We start from the raw sequence: 25,871 nt of genomic DNA, 5'->3' as shown, positions 1-25,871 counted from the left end.
AGGTAGTCAGTAATATTCAGGAGATAAAGTCAAGAAAGGCAAAAATTATTGCCATTGTAACGGAAGGAGATGTTACTGTGCGTGACATCGCAGATCATGTGATTGAAATACCTGAAACTGAGGAAGCTTTTTCACCTTTGTTGACCACCATACCCTTACAATTATTATCCTATCATATTGCGGTGATGAGGAATTGTAACGTAGATCAGCCAAGAAATTTAGCAAAGTCCGTGACGGTAGAATAAGCCTTCTATAAGGTGCTTATTTCGAGATATAAAAGAGGTGGTTTTTACTGTAGGAGTAAAAATTATCTCTTTTTTTGTTTCAACACCCTTTACCAATAACTGCAGTTCTACCCTTAGGTTAGTAATTGAAAGAGTGGTTATTTCCCATTAAAAGTATTCATGGTGTTGGCAATCCCAGCCATGGCAAAAGAAGAAATCGCTTTTGTGGATTTTTCTATTCGTTCTATAAGAATTTCCTGTTCTTCTTCATTCCATTTGCCCAGTACATAATCTACCTGTCGACCTTTACCGTATTCACTTCCAATACCAAACCTAAGACGGGCATAGTTTTGAGTCTGTAACAACTCATTGATATTTGTCAAACCATTATGACCACCGGCACTTCCTTTGGCTTTTAACCGTAAAGTACCAAAAGGAAGGTTCAGATCATCGGTTACTACCAATACATTTTCCAATGGAATATTCTCAATTTTTTGCCAGTACTTAAGCGCTTTTCCGCTCAGGTTCATAAAAGTATTGGGTTTTAAAAGAATGAAGGTTCTGCCCTTATATTTAAATCGAGAGATGTCACCTAATTTTTTTGTTTCAAAGGTGATTTGCTCCTTTTCAGCAAGAGCATCCAATATGCTAAAACCAATATTGTGTCTTGTATGATGATATTTTTCTCCAATATTACCAAGACCTACAATTAAGAATTTTTTCATGTCCGGTACAATCTTATTATTTGATTTAAAAGCAAAGGCTAGCTTTTGTAAGAAATTCATATGTAAATATAAAAAAAAGCTTTCCGATATTCGGAAAGCTTTTTTTAAAGATTGATAAAGTTATATTTATTCAGCAGCAGGTGCAGCTTCAGCACTTGCTTCTCCTTCAGCTCCTTCAGCTCCTTCTTCTCCTTCTTCTCCTTCTTCTTCATCAGCAGCTACGGCTAAACGAGAAACTCTTACCTGAGCTACTACCGTATGGTCAGGGTGAAGAATTGTATAATCTCCAGTTGAAAGATCTGCAACACTTAATTTATCTCCAATATTTAATTCAGAAATATCAGCATTGATAAAATCAGGAAGTTTTGCAGGAATTGCTCTAACTTTTAACGTTCTAAATGGATTACGTAAGTTTCCACCTAACAATACACCTGGTGCATTTCCAGTAAGTCTCAATGGAATGTCCATAGTTACTTCTTTATCCTCTGATAATTCATAAAAATCTATATGAAGAATTTTATCTGATACAGGGTGGAATTGAATGTCTTGTAAGATAGCTTTGAACTTTTCACCACTTTCAAGCTCAATCGATGCAGTATATACGTTTGGAGTATATACCAATTTGCTAAACGACAGCTCTTCTGCCGAAAAATGCAATGCCTGGTCTCCTCCGTATAATACGCAAGGAACCTTTCCAGCATTACGTAGGGCTTTGGTAGATACCTTACCCACGCTTTCTCTTTTAGATCCTTTGATTGAAATCGATTTCATTTTATATATTTATTTAGTTTACATTATAAATTTACCGCTGATGGATGTGTTGGACTGAACCATCTTCATCACGTCTGCAAATAAAGGGGCGCAAGATACAACTTTTATCTTAGAACTTTGCTTTTTTAGTGGTATAGTATCTGTAACGATAAGTTCCTCTAAACCAGAGCTTTCTATTCTTTCATAAGCAGGACCGGAAAGAATTGCATGCGTTGTAAGTGCTCTGACGCTTATTGCGCCGCGTTCCATCATAATATCAGCAGCTTTTGTGAGCGTTCCGGCAGTGTCGACCATGTCATCAACAAGGATGATATTTCTTCCATCAACATTACCAATAACTTCCATTGTATCTATCACGTTTGCTTTTTTTCGCTGCTTGTAGCAAATAACTACTTCACACTTTAGGTATTTAGAATAAGCATAAGCTCGTTTTGATCCACCCATATCCGGAGAAGCAATGGTAATATTATCTAAATTCATGGCTTCAACATGAGGCAATAAAATGGTGGATGCAAATAAATGATCTACCGGGACTTCAAAGAAACCTTGAATCTGATCGGCATGTAAATCCATGGTCATAATTCTGGTAGCACCAGCTGCCTGAAGAATTTTTGCCACCATTTTAGCTGCGATCGGCACCCTTGGCTGGTCTTTTCTATCCTGACGAGCCCACCCAAAATAAGGCATCACAGCTGTAATATGTCTTGCTGATGCTCTTTTAGCAGCATCGATCATTAACAGCATCTCCATTAAATTATCATTTGGAGGATTGGTGGAACCAATTAAGAAAATTCTTCTTCCCCTGATAGATTCCTCAAAACATACCTGGAATTCACCATCACTGTACATTGTTTTTCTAACATTGCCAAGTTCCATACCATAAGCCTTTGCAATATTTTTAGCTAATTCCTGGCTTTGAGAAGAAGCAAAAATTTTTGGACTCAGTGATTCTGATATCATAAAGAATTGTTTTTAAGGATTTTGTATTTATTATTGCGTGTGCAAAATTAATTAATTATTTTGATTATTCGATAGATATTGAAGCTGAAATATTGCGTTAAATTTCAGTTTAAATACCTTAGAAAAAAGAATGCAATTTTCAACAAAAAGATTATATTTGCATCCCAATTTAAAGAAAAACAGCTCTTTTTAATTGGACTACCGGAAATGCCTTGGTGGCGGAATTGGTAGACGCGCTGGATTCAAAATCCAGTGATAGCAATATCGTGCCGGTTCGATCCCGGCCCAAGGTACAAAAGCCTATAAATTGGCTGATCGTTAGTAAAATCAGTGCTTAGAGAAAATTTTTTAAGCACTTTTTTTATGCCTAGAATTTTAATCTGTCGAGTAAATCTGTGATAAATATCCAAATACATTTAAACCAAAGAATAGAAGTGCCCAGCTCAATCTACATTCCTTTAATCCGGTGTTGGAATTGAATTTTAATTGTTTGACTTATTAAGTGAAAAACGTTTATATATATTATCAGATAAAATACTATGATTTGTTCTTCAAAATCCCATTAATTTTGTCATCAAACTAGGTGAGATAAGAGAGATAATCTCCGTATAATTAAAGATAAGAAAGTTTAATTACGAGAGATTTTATGGGTAATTCAGATGTTTGATTTTCCGGCAGTGAACCCTCATTGTCATGGATCAAATAGTTAGAACCACACATCCCTTATTTCCACCCTTTTCAATAAGTTGATGGGCCTTGGCAATATCATCCAAAGTAAAAGATTTGGCCAATCGATGATTCAATTGATTTGAGGATAAATATTTCGTGATGTCTTTCATAGCCGCTATTTTAGCGGCCATTGGCATTTCATAAACTAAAATAAGTCGAATGGTCAGATCCATGAACATCATCCTTACGAAGGGAATGGATGGGTTCATGTTGGTCATTGAAGAATAACTGGCTATTACCCCACTGGTTTTTATGATATCGAGTACAGGCAGAAGATTAGCGGCAAAATCTCCCTCTACAACACGATCAACTTTTGCGCCTTTGGTGAACTCCAAAATTTCTTTATTAACTTCTGATGAGGGATGGTCTACCACATGGTCGGCACCCGCCTTGATACACTCAGCTTTACTCGAATCACTTGAGGCGGTTGCGATCACATTGGCACCAAAAAGCTTTGCCCATTGAATTGCATAATAACCAACCCTTCCGGAACCTCCAGTAATTAATATATTTTTACCGTTTACATCCCCATCTGAGAGAACAGCACGATGAGCCGTCATAGCAGGGATACCCATCATGGCACCAATTTCATAACTGACATTTTCAGTTAAAGTCACGGCTTGATCATTTGGTAAACAGATATATTCAGCGGCAGTCCCTTCTTGTCTTCCATATTGTCCGTTCCAGACCCATACTCTTTCTCCAATTCTATCAATCGAAACTCCTGGTCCGACAGCTTCAATAACACCGGCTCCATCGCTATGAGGGATAACAGGTCCGGAATCCAAAAGAGAAGGATTGGCGCCGTTTCTTTTTTTTGTGTCAGAAGGATTTACTCCAGATGCAAATATTCTGATTTTTACTTCTCCTGATTTTGGTTCTGGATTTTTCCAGTTTCCCACTTCTAATACTCCTGCTGGAGTTCCAAATGATTTATACCAAGCTGCTTTCATATATATTTTGTTTAAATTTCTGTTGATAGTCCCTCTGTATGTCCGTCTAAGCCGAGTGCCTGACCCGAAATATAGCGACCCATATCAGAGGACAGGTAAAGACACATGTTTGCGATATCATCAGCGCCAACAAAGGTTTTTAAGGAAACCTGTCTTACATAGGATTCTTTAATTTCTTCTATAGTTTTTTTTTGTTCATCTGCATCTGCTCGGATTACCCGATCTATTCGATCTCCTTTAACGCTTCCTGGGCAGATTGCATTTACCCTGATTTTGTCTTTGCCCAATTCCATAGCAAGAGTTTTGGTCATGCCTATGGTGGCCCATTTGGCTGTGGTATAGGCTGAGCGATATGGAAAGCCAAAAAAAGCCGCATTTGATGCTAAATTTATTATTGATCCTGATTTAGATTTTCTGAGCAAGGGAATGGCCTCTTTACAACAATAGAACATGCCATTAATATTTACATCAATGGTATGAGCCCATTCTTTAGGTTTGATATTGTCAAGTAAGGCTGTTGGTCCTGCAATACCTGCCCCATTGATCAAAACATCTAGTTTGTTAATTCTTTTTGAAACTTTTTTGAAAAATGCATTGACCTGCTCGTATTTTGAGACATCCGCTTTTTCGATAAAAACCGTAGGTAGTTCTGATTTGAATTCTTCGATTAGTTTGGATGAAATATCACATACAAAGACGTTGGCATTTTCTTTGACAAAAGCTCTTGCAATTTCGCGACCTATTCCCGAAGCCCCTGCAATAATAACTACATTTATATGTTCCTTAAAAAATTTCATAGGTTTTTAGGTTTTATTATTTGACTTATGGTCTTCTTTCAGCATTTTCACCAATGAGACCCCCATCATTACTCCAACGAATAATAGAGGAAGTGAAACGATGATGGTTGTAGACAAAATTACTTTCAGCCCACCATCTACAAAGAGCAAGGTTATTGGCAAAACGCCAAGTGAAAGTGCCCAAAACAGGCGATTCCATCTCGCCGGGTTCTGACCGGCTTTCAATTTTTTGGTACTTACTGAGGCAAGACTGTAGGAGGCTGAATCATAAGTAGTGGCTAAAAAAATCAGTGCTATTAAGACAAAAATGGTCAGAGTCAGTTTTCCAAAAGGAAGAGAGGTCATTATCACACTTATTGCATCGGCGGCTTCCCTGCTGCCTTGTTCCATTAATCCTGTGATATTAAGTATCTCATTGAGCTCAAGATATAGCCCGTAATTTCCAAATACGATAAAGAACCCCCAGGCACCCAGACTCCCAAAAATGAGCATCCCCATTATGATCTGTTTGATTGAGCGACCTCTGGAAATCCTTGTGACAAATATTCCTACAAACGGAGCATAGGCTACCCACCAGGCCCAATAGAAGATGGTCCAGTTTTCTACAAAACCGGAATTTCTGATTGGATCTGTCCAGAGATTCATTCGGATAAAATTCTGAAGTACCAATCCAATACTATTGGTGCCAACCTTAAGAATAAAAATTGTCGGCCCAACGGCTAAAACGAAAAATAGTAGCACAAATGCTAAAAAGACATTGAAATCTGATAGTTTTTTGAATCCCTTTTTTAAGCCTAGAAAAGAACTAGTACCAAAAATAGCAATTGATATAAGCACAACACTTACTTCTAGAGTGTAATTATGTGATATGTTGAGCAATTTTGCTATTCCACCGGCTATCATTGGTGAAGACAAACCAAGTGAGGTACCTGTTCCTCCAATGAGGTTAATCATAAAAAGAAAATCAATGAATCTTCCTCTGGAACTATTGACTCCCTTTGGTAAAAAAGGTAGTAGGGAAGTGCTTAATCTCAAATAGGGAATTTTTCTTACATAATAAGGATACGCGATTGCGATGGTCGGAAGGCAATAGATGGCCCATGCACTGGGCCCCCAATGGAAAAGTCCATAACTGCTGGCCCATTCTGTGGCCTCTACCCCTTTGGATTCAAGTCCGTAAGGAGGGGAATTAAGATAATAGCCCCATTCTAAAACAGCCCAATAAAGCAAACCTGCTCCAACTCCCGCACAAAACAACATACCAACCCAACTTCGAGTATTGAATTCGGGCTTGTCAAAAGTATCGCCTAATCTAATTTTTCCAAACTTGCTTGTGGCAAGCCAAATTAAAAATAGTAGGGCCCCGAATCCGTACCACAAATAAACCACACCAAAGGTCTGCGTAATCTTATCATAGAGTGAGGTAATGTAATGGGCGGAGTAATCTTTAAATGAAAGTATTGGAATGCATAAAAGCAAGATAGTACCGAATGTAGTAATAAACATTAACCAATCTATTTTTATTTGTTTATCGCGCTTCGGTTCCATTTAGCCAAATTTAATGACAAGTCGATTCCCATTGCGGGATATATCGTTCAATTTTAAGGGGTTGTTTATTCAAAACACGTAAATCGGAAGAAGGTAGGTAAGACAAGTGATTTTGGGGCTCGCTTTCTTTTTGGGCCAAAGCAAAGCGATTATGATGTTATTTTCAAATGTAGCACGAAGGGAACATTGCTGTAAAGAATGGATAGCAAATATCCGGTTCTTTTTTTTATGGAATAATAAAATAGAATTGTATTTTCGTTGGTAAAATTACGATGGTTCAGAATTAATGAATAGTTTTCTTCAAGAATTCCCGGTTTGGAAAAAGGTGGTTTTTGTAACTTTTTTTGGACTCCTGTTGAGTTGGATGCCAGCCTCTGTCTATGCACATCATATTATAAAAGGAAATGTAAGCGATAAGGCTAGTGGTTCGCCGCTGTCAGGTGCAAGTGTTACCATCAAAAACAGTACGGAAGGTACCATCACAGATGAATGGGGAAATTTCACCTTGGGTACTGAACAAGAAGAAGGAATACTCATTATTTCATTCCTTGGATTCGATGCTCAGGAAATTAGCTTTAGTTCCCATTCAGGATTGATCAATGTGCTAATGGAAGCAGACGCTATTGATCTTGAAGATGTTTTTATAAACGGATCTCATATCACACCTTTGTCAATTGCCCAGATCGATGTAAACATTCGAAGTGTCAACTCTTCACAGGATGTCCTTCGGGTGGTGCCCGGCTTGTTTATTGCCCAACATGCGGGTGGTGGGAAATCAGAACAGATATTTCTTAGGGGCTTTGATGCTGATCATGGAACGGATGTAAATATTTCCGTTGATGGTATGGCCGTGAATATGGTGTCTCAGGCACATGGGCAAGGCTATGCGGATCTTCATTGGGTAATTCCTGAATTGGTACATAATGTTGAATTTGGAAAAGGAACCTATTATGCGGAACGTGGCGATTTTGCAACGGCGGGATATGTTGAATTTAAAACCTTGGGTTTTCTTGATAAAAACAGCGTAAAAGTAGAAGTGGGACAGTACAACACCTTTCGAACGGTAGGCATGTTCAATCTGTTGAATGAAAACGTTCGGGAGAAAAGAAATGCTTTTGTAGCAATGGAATATTTTACAACCGACGGGGCATTTGATAATCCTCAAAACTTAAACCGCTTTAATTTTTTTACCCGTTATAATGAGGCTATTAATGAAAATAATATGATGAGTATTACTGCCTCCATGTTTACTAGTAGTTGGGATCAATCCGGACAAATCCCTCAATCTTTGGTTGAAGAAGGAAGTTTGTCCAGGTGGGGTTCCCTCGATCCTACCGAAGGTGGTTCAACCTCTCGATTTAATCTCTCGGCGAAGTTAAAGACAACATTGAATAATAATGCGTCCCTCAGCAATCAACTCTATTTCACACGTTACAATTTTGATTTGTATTCGAATTTTACCTTCTTCCTGAACGATTCGATAAACGGAGATCAAATCAGACAGAAAGAAAGTCGAAATCTGTTAGGTTATAACGGTGCTTATAAAAAATCAATCATTCTTGCTGAAGAAAATGTGATAGATGCTGAATTAGGAGGAGGTTTCAGATTGGATGACATTAATGACAGCCAGTTGCTTCAGACCAAAAAGAGATTTGAGGTGCTGGACACAACCAATTATGGTGATATTGACGAACAGAACCTTCATGTATTTGGAAAAATTTCATGGCAGAAGAAAAAATGGTTGGTGAACGTGGGGCTGCGAGCTGACGCCTTTCATTTTTCATATCTGGACAAAACGGAAGTCGATACTAATAAGAGTAGCAAAACACAGGCTACGGTTAGTCCTAAATTAAATTTGGCATTTAATGCCACCAAAAGTTTTCAATTGTACTTTAAACTTGGTCAGGGGTTTCATTCCAACGATGCTCGTGTGGTTACAAGAAATGATAGTTTACCTACCTTGGCAAAAGCTCAGGGAGCTGACCTAGGAGTCATCTGGAAGCCTTCTCCGCGCGTTATTCTCAATGCGGCAATATGGCAAATGAACCTTGAATCCGAAATGGTTTGGTCTGGTGATGCAGGAACCTGGGAGCCCAGTGGAAGAACCAGACGGGAAGGAGTCGATTTCAGTCTGCGCTGGCAGCTTATTGACTGGTTGTTTTTTGACACAGATATCAATTATTCCTTAGGTCGGTTTATCGATGAACCTCAGGGCTCTGATTATATCCCATTGGCACCGGAGTGGACTTCCACAGGAGGATTTACTGTCAATTCAATTCAAAATTGGTCTGGTTCAATTCGATATCGTTTTATAAGTGATCGACCGGCAGACGAAATTAATTCTGTTACAGCTTTAGGCTATACTGTTTTTGATACAAATATTAATTACTCTTACAAGCAATGGTCTTTTGGTATTTCTGTAGAAAACCTTTTTAATACAGAATGGAATGAAGCGCAGTTTGCAGGCGATTACAGGGTGAGTCAAACCTCAGAACCAGAATATGGACTTACATTTACTCCGGGAACTCCTTTTTACCTAAAAGGAAGTGTTCGATTTCAGTTTTAAATAGTGTGAATACTTTTCAAACGCAACCGGAAGATCAGGTGCGAAAAGCAAGGCATATCATTCCCGTCCACAAACATAACATCCAATGGAACAGAAACTATCTACTTTTTAATACATTAAGAATTGCCTGTCACAAGCCAATAGATCTATTTAGACCAAGCTTAATAGGCCTTGTTTCCTTCAAAAAACTCCAGATAACTATTGAGGTTTTTATATTCTCCTGATTCGGAAATCAATTTGATAGCGATATTCCTTTCTTCAGCCTTGATAATGAAGTCATCGAGAATTTCAACAATATCATGGTCCAGATAAACTGTTTTTCTTACATCTAAAACCAATTCGGAATCATTTGGAAGGTTTTCTAATTCCACAAGGATGGCACCCTTATTAAAGAATGTAACTTCTTCGGCAAGAGTCATTTTAATAACGCCATCATCCACGTCCTCTCCTTTTTTATGTAGAAAGTGACTGTTTTTGTAACTTTTGAATAAGATAACGATGATTCCGGTAAGTAAACCCATTCCAATTCCCACAAGTAAATCTGTAAAGACAATACCTAAAACAGTAATCATAAAAGGAACAAATTGCTTTCTTCCCAATTTATACATTTTCAAAAAGGTCGCAGGTTGTGCCAATTTATAACCTACGACTAAAAGAACTGCTGCCAAAACAGACAAGGGAATTAAATTCAAAACCTGGGGTATAATTAATACAGAAAGTAACAATAGGATCCCATGCATGATGGTAGAGAATTTACTGCTACCACCTGATTGAATATTGGCAGAACTTCGAACAATCACCTGTGTAATTGGAAGGCCACCGATCATGCCCGACACAATATTACCCGCTCCCTGAGCGAATAATTCACGATTGGTGGGTGTCACGTTTTTTGCAGGATCCAGCTTGTCAGTAGCTTCGACACTTAACAAGGTCTCTAAACTTGCCACCAAGGCAATGGTAAAAGCTACCACCCAAATTTCTGTATTCCCAATGGCTCCAAAGTTCGGTTTGGTAAATACACCCAAAAAGGCCGTGAGATCTTCGGATACAGGCACCTGAACCAGGTGATCTTCCGTAATTCCAAATACAGGATGATCTTTTGTAAGTACAAAGAAAATTATGCCTGCTACTACGGCAACAAAGGGGCCTTGAATCAATTGGAATATTTTTCCTTTTTTAGAGAGTACTTTATCCCAAAAAAGTAATATGGCGAGCCCAATAATTCCAATTAAGGCACTTCCGGGTCGGATATGATTTATGGTGTTAAAAATAGCTGTGAAAGTGTTTTCACCATCAGCTTCCATAAAAGTTAAATCTCCTTGATAATCGCTGTCATAACCAAAGAAATGCGGTATTTGCTTTAAAACAATAATAATTCCAATGGCTGTTAGCATTCCTTTGATGACTGAAGATGGGAAATAATAACCAATGACACCCGCTTTTAAAAAACCCAGAATAATTTGAAAAATGCCTGCTAATACAACTGCGACTAAAAAGTTTTCAAATCCACCTAAGGTGCCTATAGCAGTTAGCACGATAGCGGCCAAGCCTGCCGCTGGCCCACTGACTCCAATTTTAGATCCACTTAAAGCACCTACCAGTATACCGCCTATAATTCCCGCAATGACACCTGAAAATAAGGGAGCTCCACTGGCCAGGGCTACACCAAGACATAAAGGAAGGGCTACAAAAAATACGACGATACTTGCGGGGAAATCGCTCTTAATTTGAGAGATAATGTTGGTTTTCATCTTTTTAGATTAGGTTTAGTTTTTTTAAAAATACAAAAGCTTGAGACATTTTACCAATCAAATCTTCACTTTGTCGTCAAAATATATGCAGTTTCGGCTTATTCTCTATTTTTTTTTCATTTCAATTAGGGTTTTACCGGTCTTTCTTCCCTTGTATAGATAGAAGCAATTATTAACCTTTAAATATTTATAAAATGAAAACAATTAAGAAATTATTCCTAAGTCTAAGCTTGATCATATCAGTATCATTTATGTTCACATCTTGCGGAACTACCAAAACAGCTGACGGTGCCATAGGTGGTGCTATTGTTGGTGGACTTGTTGGTGGTTGGGACGGGGCTGCAACCGGAGCACTAGTAGGTGGAGGTGTCGGCTTGATGGCCGATTCAGCTGACAATCAAAAAGTGAAACAGAATCAAAAGGAAAGAGAGTTGAGAATGATGGAAGAGGCCAATAGAAAACCTGAACCACAACCACAACCAAAGCTGCAACCAATAGCTACGTCCAAGAATTCAAATAAGTTAAGTGGAAGTACCTGGAAGGTCATCAGCGCGGTTGACGAAACAAAGAGCGAAAATGATTTTGCCTCATGGATTATTAGCTTCCAATCAGATAAAAAAGCCACGACTATTGTAATGAATAAAAATGGTGAAAGCGAGACCTTTAGTGAAACGTATACCATTGTTGATGATGTCATCATTTTTACAGGTAACGACTATGTAACCAATGCAAAGTTCACTGTTGTTGACAATCAAATGATCATTGTTACCGATACTGCCAGAGTCGTTCTGCAAGAAGTGTAGCAGGCAACCTGACTTAAAATAAACACCCTAAAAATTGATATCGCAGCAATGCATCTCATTTTTAGGGTGATTTTTATGAACATGACATCACAGAAATTTGCTAAAATTATTACAGCTTCTTTCTGTACGTTTCAAGTTTCAGCCAAATATCAACGAATTCCTGAAAGCCGTCCTCATCCAATCCTGTATTCACAAAAATTAATTGCCCGGCTTTGGATTCAGCATTAAAGAACATGAGTGTGGTAACTCCTGGATCTCCTCCTGAATGACCAATATTTCCGATCGCTGAAAATCCCATAAAAACACCCATATTGTATTCGTCGTTGTAATCGTTATCAGGATTTCGCTCGTCAAAATGCGAATCAGAAAGTTGTTGCTTAAACAACTCCTGATAGCTTTGAGGAGAAAGAATAGTGCCATTCCCGGAATATCCTTTGATCAGCTCCGTAAGGTACAAGGCCAGATCGTGGACAGAAGTAATTAATCCACCATCCGGATAAGTAATCAGTTTATAGTAGGGCAATGCCTGGTCAATATTTTCATACATTACCGTATGCTTTTCCATATTGATTTCGTCAAAAGACCAACCCGAGGAAGACATGTGAAGGGGTTCCAATATGTGTTTTTTAGAGAATTGACCATAATCTTGTCCTGTCGCTAATTCAAGAACATATGCCGCTAAAGTGGCTCCAACATTAGAATACTCAAACTTAGCTCCTGGTGGTGCCTTTAAAAATCCTTTTTTGGTATACCATTCTCCCTCAGGATCAAGACATTTCTGTAAAAATTCGCCCATTGAGGTATAGGCTTCCGGCGGATTAAAGTTTTCAGGTCTTTTCGTTTTAGCTAATTGACCATCATTTAAACTTTCCTTTAAAACATAGGATTTTTGATCATAGTATTTAGAGTCCTGAATACTCGATGTATGAGTGCTCAGCTGTCTGATGGTAATTGGCACTTCCGAATGATATGGGTTTTTAACCGTAAATGGTAAGTATTTATTGATGGGATCATCCAGATGGAGTTTCCCCATCTCTTGTGCTTTTAGCAGCGCAAGGCCGAGAAAGGTTTTTGATATGGACGCAATATTTTGAATAGATTCACTGGTATACGGAACTTTTAACCCTTTATCAGCAAGGCCAAATCCCTTTTCATAAATAGTACCTTTTTCATCCACGATTGCAACACCTATTCCATTGATGTGGTCTCGTTTTGTTATTGTTTCTAATTCCAGGCTAAGCGAATCTGAATTGATTCTTTCAGAAGAAGCTTGCCCAAAGCATAATATAGAGAAAAACAACATCGTTAGTCCACAAACTTTATTTTGAATTGATAAATGGGTCATAATCAAGTGAATATTTTGGGAAGTCTAATATAATTCATTTAGAACAATTAAAGTTCAGCGAGCATACATCGATAATTTTGTTTCAGAAGAGCGTGTCTAGATTCAAAACATGTATTGAGGAGCGGTGTTTTGACTTGATTTTGGGAGTAAATATTGTTCGAAAAGCAAAGAAATCTGAAAAAAGTACAGTAACTTTAAAGGACGATTAAATTGTTGCTTATGCTTTTCTCTAAAGATAAATTACAAGAAATTGTTGCCGCACTGAATTCCATCATTGAGACCATGTATGAATTTGAAGATAAATTCGAATCTCAAATTAAAAATGTTCATCCAAATTATTCATATAGCGCACAGAACCTGGTTCATTATCTGGCCATGCGCTCTTTTAATATCAATGTTTTTCAGCAAAAGCTTGAGGATATTGGATTACCTGTTTCACTAGAATCCCAGGATAATATATTAGTTAGTTTACTGAATCTGAGAACCATTGTTTACAGTCTTCTAGATTATCAATTGTTTGATGAAAAAAAAGACCTACTTACTAATAAAGAGGTTGAGAAAATTCTTGATGATAATTCCAAGGCGCTAATAGGAAACATCAAAAATAAGAGAAAGACAGCTATAATGGTTACCCAACCAACTGAGGCGGCAACCAATGAAAGTTTTATTAGCTCTCTCTTAAAACAGGGAATGGATTGCGTTAGAATCAATTGTGCCCATGATGATGCACTTATCTGGAAGCAGATAATAGATCGTGTGAGGGAGAATGAAACCGATTGTAAAGTCATGATGGATCTAGGTGGTCCAAAACTCAGAACCGGTAAAATGAAACCCGGGCCCAAGGTAATTCATATCAAGCCAAAGAAAAACGTCATCGGTCAGGTAATAGAGCCTGCCAAAATTTGGCTCGCTCCTTATGGTATTATGCCTCCAAAAGGCAAAGAGTTTGATGTTGTTATTCCTGTGAATAAAAAATGGCTCAGAAAAACCAAGAAAGGATCTTATATCATCTTTAGAGATTCACGTCATAAAAAGTGTAGCATTTATATCGATAAAAAAGAGGAAAATGGACGATGGGCTTCTTGCAGTAATTCTGCCTTTGTAACCCCCGATACCTTACTCAATGTATTTTTGGAGAAGAAATCCAGAAGAGAGATTCATACACTGCAGGAAATGCTGCCTCTTGATGAGGTTATATTTTTATTTGAAGGCGATCTATTAAGGTTGGATAAAAAAGCAATCCCTGGAGAACCGGCCATTTATGATGAAGAGGGCAACCTAAATGAAATGGCTCATATATCCTGCACTTTACCAGAAATTTTTGATCATGTAAAACCAAAGGAACAGATCTATTTTAATGATGGAAAAATTGAAGGAATTGTAAAAGAAGTTCATTCTGATGATATAATTATTGAAATTACTTATGCCAAAAAGAAGGGAAGTAAATTAAAAGCCGATAAGGGCATCAATTTGCCAAATAGTGTTTTAGGTATAAGAGGTTTGACTATGAAAGATAAGAAAGATCTAAAATTTGTCACGCATCATGCCGATGTGGTAAATTTCTCCTTTGTCAATAACAAGGAAGATGTTTCAGAATTACTACATGAGCTGGATATTTTAAAGGCAGATCTTGGAATTATTTTGAAGATTGAAACGAAAGATGGCTATAAAAATTTACCAGGTATTTTGTTAAAAGCAATGGAGAATTATCCGGTAGGGGTTATGATTGCACGGGGAGATCTGGCCATAGAAACAGGCTGGAAAAATTTTGCTATAATTCAGGAAGAGATGTTACAGCTCTGCGAAGCAGCACATGTTCCGGTTATCTGGGCGACACAGGTATTAGAGAATCTGGCAAAGAAAGGCATTCCAACCAGAGCCGAAATAACGGATATTGCGATGGCACAACGTGCTGATTGTGTGATGCTGAATAAAGGAGTTTATATCGCTAAGGCCGTTAGGATGTTAGATAAAGTGATTCGAAAAATGCAGAGAATTCAGAAAGGAAAAATCACGATATTACCCAAGTTGGAGTTTTCTGAAGATGTTCACTAATATAACAGGATTATCTATTCTGCGGTTGAATCCTTTAATAAGGTGATCGTATCACTTTCTATGTTGCCTTTTTCGAAACGGATCATTCGGTAGCCAAATTCAGAAGCATCAACTTCAATTGCATCAGCCTTCTTAAGCACCTGAAATGAGGAACTATGTGTTATTATCTGGCGAATGTTTTTAAATTTCTCCTCATGATTCATATGATAATGCCCGCAGAATATCGTAATATCCTTTTCCGAATCTAACAATAACTCTATCAGCACGTCTCGGTTGAGTAGCGGATGTTTTCGATCAATAGGGGTCGCTACTTTCAGGATGGGATGATGCGTAAAAATAACAATTTTAGATGCTGTTTTAATTTCATTCGCCAACCAGTGTAATTGATCCTCTTCTATTTTTTTAGATGAGGAGTCTAAATAAATAAGTTTATGGGATGCATTTTTTTCGGAATAAAAAAGTGATTCGGTATTCTGGCCTCTACTGTAATAGTTTGAAACTTCAGAATAAGCATCGTGATTTCCTAAAAGTACTTTTATATCAAATCCTTTCAAAGTGTTAAAAAACCACTCATAAGCACTTGCAGCTCCAATGTCTCCGCCAATGATAACCTCATCAATAGTGCGCATGCGAATATCTTTCAGGATGCGTTCCCAGTTTTTTCTTGAATCGACACCATAGCGTACCGGATTTTTTTCATCCAGATGAATATCACATATAAAAGCGACTTTTTTCATAGGTCGTTATTAGTTATTCAGGTTTAATCTGCACGGTTTTTTTAAGTTTAGAAACGTCGAATTTCTTTTCTTGGATTCTGTTTACTACTTCCGCATAAATTTTTGCATCCATTTCCGGAGTTCTGCTAAGGATCCATAGATAATCTCTGTCAGGATGACCGACTACTGCAAAGCTATAATCGTCGGCTAAATCTATAATCCAGTATTTTCCTTTGAAAGGCCAGAAAAACTGGACTTTTAATTTGGAATTTCCACTGTTTGCGTCGACAAAAGCCTTACCCTTTATTGAGGATTCTTTGCCATTCAAGCTGTCTTTAAAACAGTGATTTTCCACGATGATATAACCTTTGTCAGATTGGCTGTAAGTCGCGGTAGTTCCATAACATCCTTTCTGAAATCGTTGAGGGAAAGCTGCAATTTCATACCATTTGCCACTGTACTTTTCCAGATCAACTTTTGGGACCGTGGTTACAGTTTGTGAAATACAATCCAGTGAATAAAAAGCGAAGAAAGCTAAAAGTATATAGGTTCTATTCATATCGATACAGATCAAAACTTAAAGATAAGAATTAAGCAACATTTATCAGCTTTAAGCAACCTGATTTAACTGATAGATAACGCTTCATTTATATGCTGTTCATACTTGATGATGATCTTTGAAATGAATCTAATTTGTTCGATATGATTGAGAACTATAAATCTTCCAAAGAGTTGGTGACTATTTTTTTAAAAGAGTTGGAAAAAAGACAAAAATCCAAACATTTTAAAAATTCAGGAAACAGAAACGATATAAGCTCAAAATATTACTTGACTAAAAATTAATATTTATCCAATTCTGAGGTTTTGATTGAGACAGTTTCAAGATGATCCGAGACAAGCTTTTCTATTTTTAGAAGAACTTCCGGGTGGTCCTTTGCTCGGTTATAATATTCTCCAGGATCGTGGTCTAATTGAAAAAGAAGGGGGTCTGTTCTGATAATTTTATTATTGTCTTTTTGATAGCAGGTCTCGGTGATAAAATGAGATTTAAAAGAGCCTAAACGCGCTGCATAAATTTCCTGTTTTCGATAATAGAAAAAGTGATCTCTTGGGGAAGGTGAGTTCTCTTTTAGGACCTTACTAAGGTCATAGCCATCTAAAATCGTATTTTCCGGTAGTTCGGAATTCGTGATTGCGGCTATAGTGGGAAGTAAATCAAGGGTTGAACCAATTCCTTCGACACTTGCTTTTTTAATAGTTCCAGGCATATAAAATATTCCGGGCACTCGCATTCCTCCCTCCCAGGTTGTTCCTTTACCATCTCTTAATAAACCTGCAGAACCTCCCATTTCCTGCATCATGAGCCAGGGGCCATTATCCGAAGTGAAAATGACCAGAGTGTTTTCTTCAAGCCCTAGTTTACGAAGTGTTTTTAATACCTCACCTACACTCCAGTCCACTTCATTCATTACATCTCCAAATAGCCCGCGCTTGCTGGAATTCTGGAATTCCGTTGAGGCGAACAATGGTGTATGCACCATGGAATGCGCCATATAAAGGAAGAAAGGTGTGGTTTTATGATCTTCTATAAACTCGACTGCTTTTTCAGTATATCGTTTGGTAATGGTGAATTGATCCGCTGGCAATTCTATGATTTTTTCGTTCTCCATTAGAGGAACCTGCCACATATGAATGTCTGGTGGGCTAAAAAAAGTTTCCAGCCCCCATTTTACACCATTCATATCATTGCTGTATGGAATGCCATAGTAGCTGTCAAATCCTTGATTTGTCGGAAGAAATTCAGGGAGGTGTCCTAAATGCCATTTGCCAACCATTCCGGTTTTGTAGCCATTTTCTTTAAGCATTTCCGCTATTGTGGTTTCACCTTCTGGCAAGCCTCCTTTCGATTCTGGGAAGAAAACACGTTGCTTTTCGCCGCCAAGACCGATGCGTACCGGGTACCTGCCCGTTAAAAGTGCACCTCTGCTAGGAGAGCAAACACTGCTCGCCGCATAAAAACTAGTCCAGATTTGACCTTCGCGTGCCATTTTATCAATGTTTGGAGTCTGTATGGTGGGATGACCGTTTAGACTGATGTCTCCATACCCCAGGTCGTCCATAAAAATGATAATGACGTTGGGAGGGTCTGACTTTTTTTGATTTTTGGTTTGAGCGCAAATACTGGCAGTCGTGTATAGAAATAAAAATAAAATGAATTTAAATCGGATCAATACGTGGCCATTAAGGAAGTGGAAAAGACGCATAATTATTGAAGTTTAAGTCTTAATACATAGCTGTCCGCTGTTATAAACAAGGTCTGTTCTTCAGCGTCAAAGGCTACATTTGAAGTTGCCTGTCCTGTTCTGATCTGTCCAATATGTTTGCCTGTCGGATTAAAAACAAAGACACCGCCAGGACCTGTTGCAAAGATATAACCATCCTTGTTTATTTTTAATCCATCAGGGAGTCCTTTTTCCTTGGAGGTTAACTCTGTGACATCAAAAAACAAGTGTTTCGATAGGATGCCCCCATCATCATCCATGTCATAGGCCATCCAAATGGCATGGTCTGGATCTGAATTTGCCACATAAAGGACTTTTTCATCCGGAGAAAAGGCAATCCCATTTGGGCGACTTAAAGCTGCATCCAGAATATGTAACTCTCCTTCTTTTTCTAACATATAGACACCTTGGAATTCTAAAGCCTTCGAAGAATCTTGCATTTGTTTCGGTAAGCCATAAGGATGGTCTGTGAAATACAGGTTCCCTTTTGAATCATAGACAGCATCATTTGGGCTATTGAGTCTTTTACCGTCAAAAAGCTGCACTAAGGGGACGAATGTTGCTTTTGGATCCGTTAACGGACTGTCCATTTTGGCCAGCTGCCTGTTTCCGTGCTGGCATAATATTAAATTTCCTTCCGGATCCAGTAATAATCCATTGGCGCCTGGTTCCGATCCTGCGAAATTCTCACCGCTAAAACCTGAGGGTGAAAGATAAAGCTGAACTCCTAAGGAATCATTCCAACTGAAGACTGAGTTTCTGGGAATGTCATTATACAATAGCATTTTCTGTTCTTCTATCCATAGCGGACCTTCGGTCCAGTGATGACCCTCAGCCAGAATTTCAAGACCATTTTCCGGGTTTAATAAACTGCGTAATTCATCATCCAACACCTCAATGGAACCAGATTCCAAATAGTTCACTGAGGGCAGCTCATTTTTCACTTTTTCGTTGCAGGAAAATGTGAGTAAGAGGATAATAAAAAGGCTGGGAATAATTTTTTTCATGATGCTGTATTTTAGCGTTCTATCCATAAATTTTCGACCCAATAATAGGCAGTTGAGGTGATGTTATTTCTATTGCGAGCTTTGTTCTTAAAAACATCAAGCGTTTCACGATGCAGTAATTGTCCCTTTATGATGACCCAATCAGGCCGTTCCAGTGTTGAAAGATCAGTTAAGGGGTTTTCTTCACAAAGTAGGAGGTTTGCCCATTTTCCTTTTTCAATGCTTCCCAAATCTTTCAATTCTTTGTGAACTGTTGATGGATTAATTGTAGCTGTTTTGAGTACTTCGTAGTTGCTAAGTCCGGCCTCGCTGTAATGAGCCAATTCCTGATGAATTGAAAATCCGGGTGCTCCCATGGCGATTCCGGCATCGGTACTGCAAACAATATTAACACCCGCTTCATGTAGTTTTTTTAGGATTAGTAAATGAAATTTGTGTTGGTTTAAAATTCTATTTTCAACCTCTGGGTTTCTTGATTTTTCTCCCTGCCATCGGGCTACCTGTGCTTCGGTATCCGCTAATTTGAACAATGGATTTATATAGGCAGCATGATCACTATCTAAGATTGCCTTATCGGTAATCATTTTGTAGATATTAAAGAAGCCTGACAGTGTTGGGCTAAAATTAACCTTCGAAACCGCCATTAATCGGACGACAGAATCTAATTTTACTGTGTCCATTTGGAAATCAAGAGGCTGCTGAACGATGTCCTCGGCATGCTCAATGGTGGCAACCTGTTGAATAAAATTTTTGCTGTAGGTCATTTGAAAACTAGGATGTGATACGATATCCATGTTTAAAGCAGCTGTTTCTTGAACGATCGCATCGAACAAGGGTTCGGTAATTCCTGCATAGGTTTTAATAAAATCATAACCTCTTTCATGATAGTTGTTGATGAGTTTTTTAGCCTCTTCTTTAGACTGGAGCTGTACCTTGTCATCACCAAAATCATCAGGTCCGGTTAATTTGGGACTCGAAGTATAAAACAAGGGCCCTAATAGTTCTCCGGAAGTGATTTCATCTTTAATTCTCAGATGTAAGGGTATTCCCCAAAGATTTCGAACCGTAGTAACACCATTGGCCAAATACAGCCCTAATTCAAATCGATCCCAGACATGAACATGCATGTCAATTAATCCGGGCATCAAATACTTCCCCTGTCCGTCGATGATTTCGATATCCTGAGATTCAAAATCATCTTTAATACGAAGTATTTTTCCATCTTTAATATGAACCGTTTTATCGTTCAGGATGGTATCAAGACTCATAGGAATTAACTTGACATTTTTTATAAGGTATTCTTTAGTGAAAGTACTTTCAATATTTTTTGATTTTAAATAGGAAGTATTTGATCTGTCAAGAAGGAATAAAACCAGCACTATGAGCATGGTCATGGCTAGAATAAATAGGAAACCTAGTAGGATTCGTTTAATAATTTTCATAGAATTAATAGTGATTTATGATTTTTTGAAATCCTTATTTGGTTAAAAAATTTTCCACCTGCTCAATGGTTTCTGCCTCAAAAAAATGAGGATCATTGATTTTTATATCAACTTTCTCATACTCCCAGGTTGTATGATATGGAACATGGATGGCAAAACCACCTAATTCAAGGACAGGTAAAATATCAGACTTAATGGAGTTTCCTATCATCAAAAAATGTTCTGGTTTGCAATCAAGATGCTTTAATAGTTTTTTATAATCACTGATTTTTTTATCACTCATGATTTCGATATGGTGAAAATGTTTTTCAAGACCAGATTTTATCAATTTTCGTTCTTGATCAAGCAAATCACCTTTGGTGGCCATGACAAGTTTGTAGCTGCCATTGAGGCTATTTAAAACTTTTTCGACTCCTTCCAATAGGATGATCGGTTTGTTCAATAATTCTCTGCCCAAGGCTACGGCTTTATTTACAAGTGCTATATCCGCTTTATTGTCAGTTATATTGGCAATAGTTTCAACCATACTCAGCATAAAACTTTTCACCCCATATCCATACAATTCTAAATTGTTTATCTCTGTTTTGTACAGTTCTTTTTGAATGCTGTGATGAGGCAAATAGTCTTCCAGTAAATTGGCAAATTTTTCTTCAGCCTCTCTGAAATAAGGTTCGTTTACCCAAAGCGTATCATCAGCATCAAAGGTTATTATTTTTATTTCTTTCATAGAGATAAATATTTAATACAGTCCTCTGATATGTTGATCAATATCTTTTTGATAGAAATCAACTAACGATTGATGTAATTTTTTATTAAGAGAAGGGAGATCCGAAGCCTGGGCATTTGATCTTACCTGTGCTACCTTACTGGCACCGGGGATGACGCAACTCACCGCCGGGTGATCAAGGATCCAGCGAAGTGCAAATTGAGCCATCGGAATTTCATCAGTCAGGAATTCTGTTTTAATCGTATTCACAAAATTCAGGCCTTTGGCAAATTCTAATCCTGCGAAAGTCTCTCCCACATTAAATGCTTCTCCGTCACGATTATAGTTACGATGATCATTTTCAGCAAAGGTCGTGTTTGAATTATAGGCCCCGGAGAGTAAACCACTGGCTAAAGGAAGCCTTACAATAATGCCGGTACCTGTTTCGATGGCTTTTGGAAATAATTCCTTGATGATACGTTGTCTAAAAATATTAAATATAACCTGAAGACTCAGTAGATCTTCCTGCTGCATACAAATCAGGCCCTGTTCAATGGATTCAATACTCGCTCCAAAATTCTTGATCATGCCTTGATTTTTAAGGTTCCTAAGCCAGGTGAAAATGGCACCATCTTCTAAGATATTTTGCGGAACACAGTGCAATTGTAAGAGATCAAGTGAGTTAACACCGAGTCTCTTCAAAGAGTTTTCTACAGCGGAAAACAATGCTTTCTCAGAATAGTTATCCGGATATACTCCATTTCCTCTGCCGAATTTAGTGATAACCGTAAGCGGTCTTTTTTCAGTTTTTAAAAAAGTCCCAATGAGGGATTCACTTTTACCGCCACCGTAGACGTCGGCAGTATCAAATAGTGAAACTCCCTGATCAACAGCTTCTTTTAAGATTTGCAAACCATTTTCTTCTGAAAGAGGATCTCCCCAATCACCGCCTAATTGCCAGCATCCAAGGCCAACTTCTGATATCACCGGTCCGGATTTCCCAAGGGTTCTATTTTTCATATGTTGTGTATTTAAATCGAATCATCTTTTTGTGCTTCCTATCCAGGTAGCTTTTTTCCATAGTCCCTCGAGAGGTCCATGGGAGTGTTTTTTTAACCACCAATTACAAAATTGTATTTGGAGCAAACAAATGAGAATGCCAATCAGGAAACTAAGAGTATAGCCGGTGTAAGGGGCAAGGTTCAAGCCTATTGGAAAGAAAACAAGGGCTCCTATGATCGACTGAGATACATAATTAGTCAAACTCATTTTACCATAATTTCTAAGATGTCTGCTTCTTTTCTGAATGGCCTGATGCTGATATGCAATCACAAAAGAGCTGACCAACACAAAGGTAAAAGCTAATTTTTGCCACATGTCAAAAACAACGCCAACAGTTCTTTTTATCATAGTATCGTCTATGGTATCATACAAATCTACTTTTAACATATACAAGGGCCCGAATACGACAGCTGCCATCATGAGGGTTCGAATCCAAAACTGCCTGTTTTCAGCCGTGTCCTCAAAATATTTTTTGCGTCCTAACCACAATCCTAATAGAAACAAACCAGCGGTTTGAAAGTAACGACCTGCACCTATGGCCCAAAATAAACTGGCTTTTTGTCCCGTCCACAAATTCGCCTTTAAAAAGGGAAGCCATTCACCGGTTTTAGCAGCTTCAATAACTTCTTTATACAAGGGGCCAATTCTCAGGTTTGGCAGGGAATAGGCATCATTGGCCAGGCTCATTAAATAGTGTACCCATTCAATGGGCTGGAAAAGAAAAAACAGGCTGATTAAAAGTATTGCTTTGTTATTTAAATGCCTTACAAATACCAATACAGGTCCAACAAAAACAAATAACAACAAGACGTCTCCTCCCGGAAAAAACGCAGCATTTAAGCTTGCAAACAGGATGAGCAAAAGCAACCTCCAAATAAAACGCCAACCAAAATCTTCACCTCTCTTTTGTGCACTGGTAAATTGAATGTGAAAGGTCAATCCGAACAGGAGGGCAAATATGGCATATGCCTTGCCTGCAAAGAGACCGAAGGTAACAGTAAAAACACCTTTGTCCAGAACGTTCAGCCATTCAGGTTGTGACGTGAGGTCAGGGTACACGGGATAAATAAAATGTTCAACACTGTGCACCAGTAAAATGGCAATCACGGCAAAGCCCCTTAGGGCATCTACAACGTGTAAGCGTTTTACCAGGTTTTGAGGGTTTGTGCTTTGGTTCATGTGGGAAATATGATGATGTGAATTTAATACTTTATTTATGAGAATAAAAATATGAATTCAGAAGTTCAGAGGTACCGGATCCTACATGTCAAAAAGACTGTCAACGATAATAGCTGCGGCTGCCTGACTTCCTTTTTTTGAAGGATGAAAGCCATCTGATCCATAATAACTATAATCCTGGGTTTTATCAAAATGAGCTTTCCAGATTTCTCCCACAGGGCATAAAACGGCCTGGTATTTTTCAGCGACATCTCGATGGTTTTTAATTACCTTATCAAAGGTGTGATAATATTGTTGAGAAGGCCAGACCATGAAAACAGACAGTTGACTTTGATTTTTTTTGCAAATTTTATCCAGTTTTTCAACCGCTTTAAATAGTAAATCCCTGCCTTCCTGCTGGGAAGAAGGACCTTGTTGCACGATAACGAAATCGAATGATCCTTTTTTGATTTTTGCTGCTAATTCGCCTTCTTTCAAATGATCGATAAGGGCATAATTTGGTTTTGCCAGGATCTCAGCGGATAGTTCTAATTGGCGTTTTTCACCTTCCGCAACTACTAATTGTGGCAGGTTATTGCTATAGCTAAGACTATTGCCAACAAAAAGCAGCTTGTATTGATTTGTGAATTCAGTTTGCTGGGCTTTAAGGCAAGTATTAAAAAGGATTAATACGCAAACGATGGTAAGATGAGGTCTCAATACATGCATACACCGGAATTAAAGGAAACAGTTTTAGATTAAAAATTTTCACCTTTCTCTTGTTTCTGAATCTACCAAGGATGGGTATAAGAATCGCATAAGCCATCTAGTTAGTTTCTGAATGCCCAGGCAGAACTTTGGCAGCTGCTTGCGCATTCAGAACTAAAATTGGTTGCATTAGATTAGATGCTAAAAGATGCGTAAACATCTAGAACTTTCGATACGGAGCGTCTAAAAGTGCATTGGCTTCTTCTTCTGCGAAACGTGCTTTTTTATTGTCCCAATGCAAGGTTTTATTAGGGAAACGCCCGGCTATTACTCCCAGTAAAATAGTCTCCGTTAATCTGGAGGCGTAGGAGAAAGGTGCACTACATGTTGCGTCTCCTAAACAGGCATCCACAAATTGATGGTAATGCTTGTTACTTTCCTTTCCATAATCACTGGTTGGAGGACCTAATTCATCCTCTTTTTTCACAACAGATAAATCGAGGTCAACATACTTACCATCCACAATATGTCTGGGAAGCTGCATAAAGTGAGGTAACAATAATTTTCCTTTTTCTCCAATGAACATGGCTCCCTGATCAGGTAATTTATCATTGTCAGGCAATGTAAGGTCTTCATGGGATTGGGGCGCATTGAGTCCGTCATTCCAAATCCATGTCAAGGTATCTGCTGTATATTCGGTACCAGGAAATTCGTAGGTCACAACATTGTCTTCAGGAAATCCAAAACCATTAGGAGGTCTGCAACTATTTTTGATCGTTCTTGGTACATCCAAATTTAATGCATTATAAGGTGTATCAAAGATATGCACTCCCATGTCACCCAAAGTTCCACATCCGTAGTCAAGAACCTTTCTCCAGTTACTAGGGTGATACTCACCTTCTTTAAAATCTCTTTGTGGCGCTGTTCCTAACCATAAATTCCAATCAAGGTTCTCTGGAACCGGATCCGAACCTTTTGGTGCAGGACCATCATACCCCCAGTTTTTATTTGACCAGGCTCTTACCCTTTTTACTTTGCCAATAATGCCACTCTGGATCAAAATTGTGGCCAATTTATAATCATAAAAGGAATGTACCTGAATCCCCATTTGAGTCACCAGTTTCTTTTTACTGGCTAATTCGTTCATGGCTCTGGCTTCTGTTACATGGTGCGTCAGCGGTTTCTGACAGTACACAGGCTTATCCATTTCCATAGCCATCATTGAAGCCGGGGCATGGGAATGGTCAGGTGTTGACACTACTACAGCATCAATATCTTTCGACATTTCATTTAACATGATGCGGTAATCAGCATAAATCTTGGCTTTAGGATGCATTTTACTGGCTTTAGCCAGTAATTTGGAATCTACATCGCATAAAGCTACAACCTCAACGGCTTCGTGAGCAGTCATGGCTTTTAAATCTTCAACGCCCATCATACCAAGTCCAATATGAGCAGTTCGTAAACGTTTGTTGTTTGACATGGCCCACATAGGAGAGGGAAGAAATGCTCCCATGGTAAGAGCAGCCGTACTTTTTATGAAGTCTCTTTTTTTCATCTTTC

22 protein-coding genes and 1 tRNA gene are annotated in these 25,871 nt (G+C 38.3%); 5 read left to right on the top strand and 18 right to left on the bottom strand.

Features of this window, described 5'->3' with window-relative positions; genetic code table 11:
* Nucleotides 1-245: SIS domain-containing protein (locus ACR2MV_RS11410; protein WP_434022044.1), on the top strand; the 245-nt coding region annotated here is incomplete at its 5' end.
* Between the two features lie 137 nt (nucleotides 246-382).
* Here the strand turns inward: ACR2MV_RS11410 and pth are convergent.
* From pth to ACR2MV_RS11395, 3 genes are all read right to left on the bottom strand, one after another.
* Nucleotides 383-949, bottom strand: coding sequence for an aminoacyl-tRNA hydrolase (gene pth, locus ACR2MV_RS11405; RefSeq protein WP_434022043.1), 567 nt, complete (start codon nucleotides 947-949; stop codon nucleotides 383-385).
* Nucleotides 950-1,075: 126 nt separating this feature from the next.
* Nucleotides 1,076-1,720, bottom strand: coding sequence for a 50S ribosomal protein L25/general stress protein Ctc (locus ACR2MV_RS11400; RefSeq protein ID WP_434022042.1), 645 nt, complete (start codon nucleotides 1,718-1,720; stop codon nucleotides 1,076-1,078).
* A gap of 18 nt (nucleotides 1,721-1,738) precedes the next feature.
* Nucleotides 1,739-2,680 carry a ribose-phosphate pyrophosphokinase gene (locus tag ACR2MV_RS11395; RefSeq protein WP_434022041.1) on the bottom strand — a complete coding sequence of 314 codons (942 nt, stop codon included), beginning with the start codon at nucleotides 2,678-2,680 and terminating at the stop codon, nucleotides 1,739-1,741.
* A gap of 209 nt (nucleotides 2,681-2,889) precedes the next feature.
* On the opposite strand from ACR2MV_RS11395, the gene ACR2MV_RS11390 reads away from it, so the two are divergent.
* Nucleotides 2,890-2,973, top strand: a tRNA-Leu gene (locus ACR2MV_RS11390).
* Nucleotides 2,974-3,378: 405 nt separating this feature from the next.
* Here ACR2MV_RS11390 and ACR2MV_RS11385 read toward each other — a convergent pair.
* From ACR2MV_RS11385 to ACR2MV_RS11375, 3 genes are read right to left on the bottom strand one after another with little or no spacing between them, the layout of a single operon-like run.
* Entirely contained in the window at nucleotides 3,379-4,362 is a 984-nt protein-coding gene (locus tag ACR2MV_RS11385) for an NADPH:quinone reductase (protein WP_434022040.1), read from the bottom strand.
* 11 nt (nucleotides 4,363-4,373) lie between these two features.
* Complete coding sequence (locus tag ACR2MV_RS11380; protein WP_434022039.1) at nucleotides 4,374-5,159, bottom strand: SDR family oxidoreductase; 786 nt, start codon at nucleotides 5,157-5,159, stop codon at nucleotides 4,374-4,376.
* A gap of 6 nt (nucleotides 5,160-5,165) precedes the next feature.
* Entirely contained in the window at nucleotides 5,166-6,707 is a 1,542-nt protein-coding gene (locus ACR2MV_RS11375) for a BCCT family transporter (RefSeq protein WP_434022038.1), read from the bottom strand.
* Nucleotides 6,708-6,993: 286 nt separating this feature from the next.
* Between ACR2MV_RS11375 and ACR2MV_RS11370 the strand changes: the two genes are divergently transcribed.
* Nucleotides 6,994-9,273, top strand: a complete 2,280-nt coding sequence (locus ACR2MV_RS11370; protein WP_434022037.1) for a TonB-dependent receptor — start codon at nucleotides 6,994-6,996, stop codon at nucleotides 9,271-9,273.
* A 161-nt stretch (nucleotides 9,274-9,434) separates the two neighbouring features.
* Here the strand turns inward: ACR2MV_RS11370 and ACR2MV_RS11365 are convergent, their stop codons facing one another.
* Nucleotides 9,435-11,024 carry a SulP family inorganic anion transporter gene (locus ACR2MV_RS11365; protein ID WP_434022036.1) on the bottom strand — a complete coding sequence of 530 codons (1,590 nt, stop codon included), beginning with the start codon at nucleotides 11,022-11,024 and terminating at the stop codon, nucleotides 9,435-9,437.
* Nucleotides 11,025-11,218: 194 nt separating this feature from the next.
* On the opposite strand from ACR2MV_RS11365, the gene ACR2MV_RS11360 reads away from it, so the two are divergent.
* Entirely contained in the window at nucleotides 11,219-11,827 is a 609-nt protein-coding gene (locus ACR2MV_RS11360) for a hypothetical protein (protein WP_434022035.1), read from the top strand.
* A 109-nt stretch (nucleotides 11,828-11,936) separates the two neighbouring features.
* Here the strand turns inward: ACR2MV_RS11360 and ACR2MV_RS11355 are convergent, their stop codons facing one another.
* The gene (locus ACR2MV_RS11355; protein ID WP_434022034.1) at nucleotides 11,937-13,172 is read right to left on the bottom strand and encodes a serine hydrolase domain-containing protein; all 1,236 of its coding nucleotides are present in this window, start codon (nucleotides 13,170-13,172) and stop codon (nucleotides 11,937-11,939) included.
* 219 nt (nucleotides 13,173-13,391) lie between these two features.
* On the opposite strand from ACR2MV_RS11355, the gene ACR2MV_RS11350 reads away from it, so the two are divergent.
* Nucleotides 13,392-15,227, top strand: a complete 1,836-nt coding sequence (locus tag ACR2MV_RS11350; RefSeq protein WP_434022033.1) for a pyruvate kinase — start codon at nucleotides 13,392-13,394, stop codon at nucleotides 15,225-15,227.
* 14 nt (nucleotides 15,228-15,241) lie between these two features.
* Here the strand turns inward: ACR2MV_RS11350 and ACR2MV_RS11345 are convergent, their stop codons facing one another.
* From ACR2MV_RS11345 to ACR2MV_RS11300, 10 genes are all read right to left on the bottom strand, one after another.
* A complete protein-coding gene (locus ACR2MV_RS11345; RefSeq protein WP_434022032.1) occupies nucleotides 15,242-15,964 on the bottom strand; it encodes a metallophosphoesterase family protein in 723 nt (240 codons plus the stop codon).
* Between the two features lie 13 nt (nucleotides 15,965-15,977).
* Nucleotides 15,978-16,502 (bottom strand): lipocalin family protein, encoded by a 525-nt coding sequence (locus ACR2MV_RS11340; protein ID WP_434022031.1) that lies wholly within the window; start codon nucleotides 16,500-16,502, stop codon nucleotides 15,978-15,980.
* 280 nt (nucleotides 16,503-16,782) lie between these two features.
* Nucleotides 16,783-18,207 (bottom strand): sulfatase family protein, encoded by a 1,425-nt coding sequence (locus ACR2MV_RS11335; RefSeq protein WP_434022030.1) that lies wholly within the window; start codon nucleotides 18,205-18,207, stop codon nucleotides 16,783-16,785.
* A 2-nt stretch (nucleotides 18,208-18,209) separates the two neighbouring features.
* Nucleotides 18,210-19,232 (bottom strand): SMP-30/gluconolactonase/LRE family protein, encoded by a 1,023-nt coding sequence (locus tag ACR2MV_RS11330; RefSeq protein WP_434022029.1) that lies wholly within the window; start codon nucleotides 19,230-19,232, stop codon nucleotides 18,210-18,212.
* A gap of 11 nt (nucleotides 19,233-19,243) precedes the next feature.
* Nucleotides 19,244-20,674: an amidohydrolase family protein gene (locus tag ACR2MV_RS11325; protein ID WP_434022028.1), complete on the bottom strand. Its 1,431-nt coding sequence runs from the start codon at nucleotides 20,672-20,674 to the stop codon at nucleotides 19,244-19,246.
* A 34-nt stretch (nucleotides 20,675-20,708) separates the two neighbouring features.
* The gene (locus ACR2MV_RS11320) at nucleotides 20,709-21,401 is read right to left on the bottom strand and encodes an HAD family hydrolase (RefSeq protein ID WP_434022027.1); all 693 of its coding nucleotides are present in this window, start codon (nucleotides 21,399-21,401) and stop codon (nucleotides 20,709-20,711) included.
* A 12-nt stretch (nucleotides 21,402-21,413) separates the two neighbouring features.
* Nucleotides 21,414-22,400: an aldo/keto reductase gene (locus ACR2MV_RS11315; RefSeq protein ID WP_434022026.1), complete on the bottom strand. Its 987-nt coding sequence runs from the start codon at nucleotides 22,398-22,400 to the stop codon at nucleotides 21,414-21,416.
* A gap of 21 nt (nucleotides 22,401-22,421) precedes the next feature.
* Nucleotides 22,422-23,621: a DUF418 domain-containing protein gene (locus ACR2MV_RS11310; RefSeq protein ID WP_434022025.1), complete on the bottom strand. Its 1,200-nt coding sequence runs from the start codon at nucleotides 23,619-23,621 to the stop codon at nucleotides 22,422-22,424.
* Between the two features lie 81 nt (nucleotides 23,622-23,702).
* Nucleotides 23,703-24,329, bottom strand: a complete 627-nt coding sequence (locus ACR2MV_RS11305) for an SGNH/GDSL hydrolase family protein (RefSeq protein ID WP_434022024.1) — start codon at nucleotides 24,327-24,329, stop codon at nucleotides 23,703-23,705.
* 199 nt (nucleotides 24,330-24,528) lie between these two features.
* Nucleotides 24,529-25,866, bottom strand: coding sequence for a Gfo/Idh/MocA family protein (locus tag ACR2MV_RS11300; RefSeq protein ID WP_434022023.1), 1,338 nt, complete (start codon nucleotides 25,864-25,866; stop codon nucleotides 24,529-24,531).
* Nucleotides 25,867-25,871: the final 5 nt, after the last annotated feature.

Origin of the sequence: Lutimonas sp. (assembly GCF_051011215.1) — a bacterium.
In the GTDB taxonomy this organism is placed as follows: domain Bacteria; phylum Bacteroidota; class Bacteroidia; order Flavobacteriales; family Flavobacteriaceae; genus Lutimonas.
The sequence above is the reverse complement of the archived record's forward strand: the minus strand, read 5'-3'. Positions and strand labels throughout refer to the sequence as shown.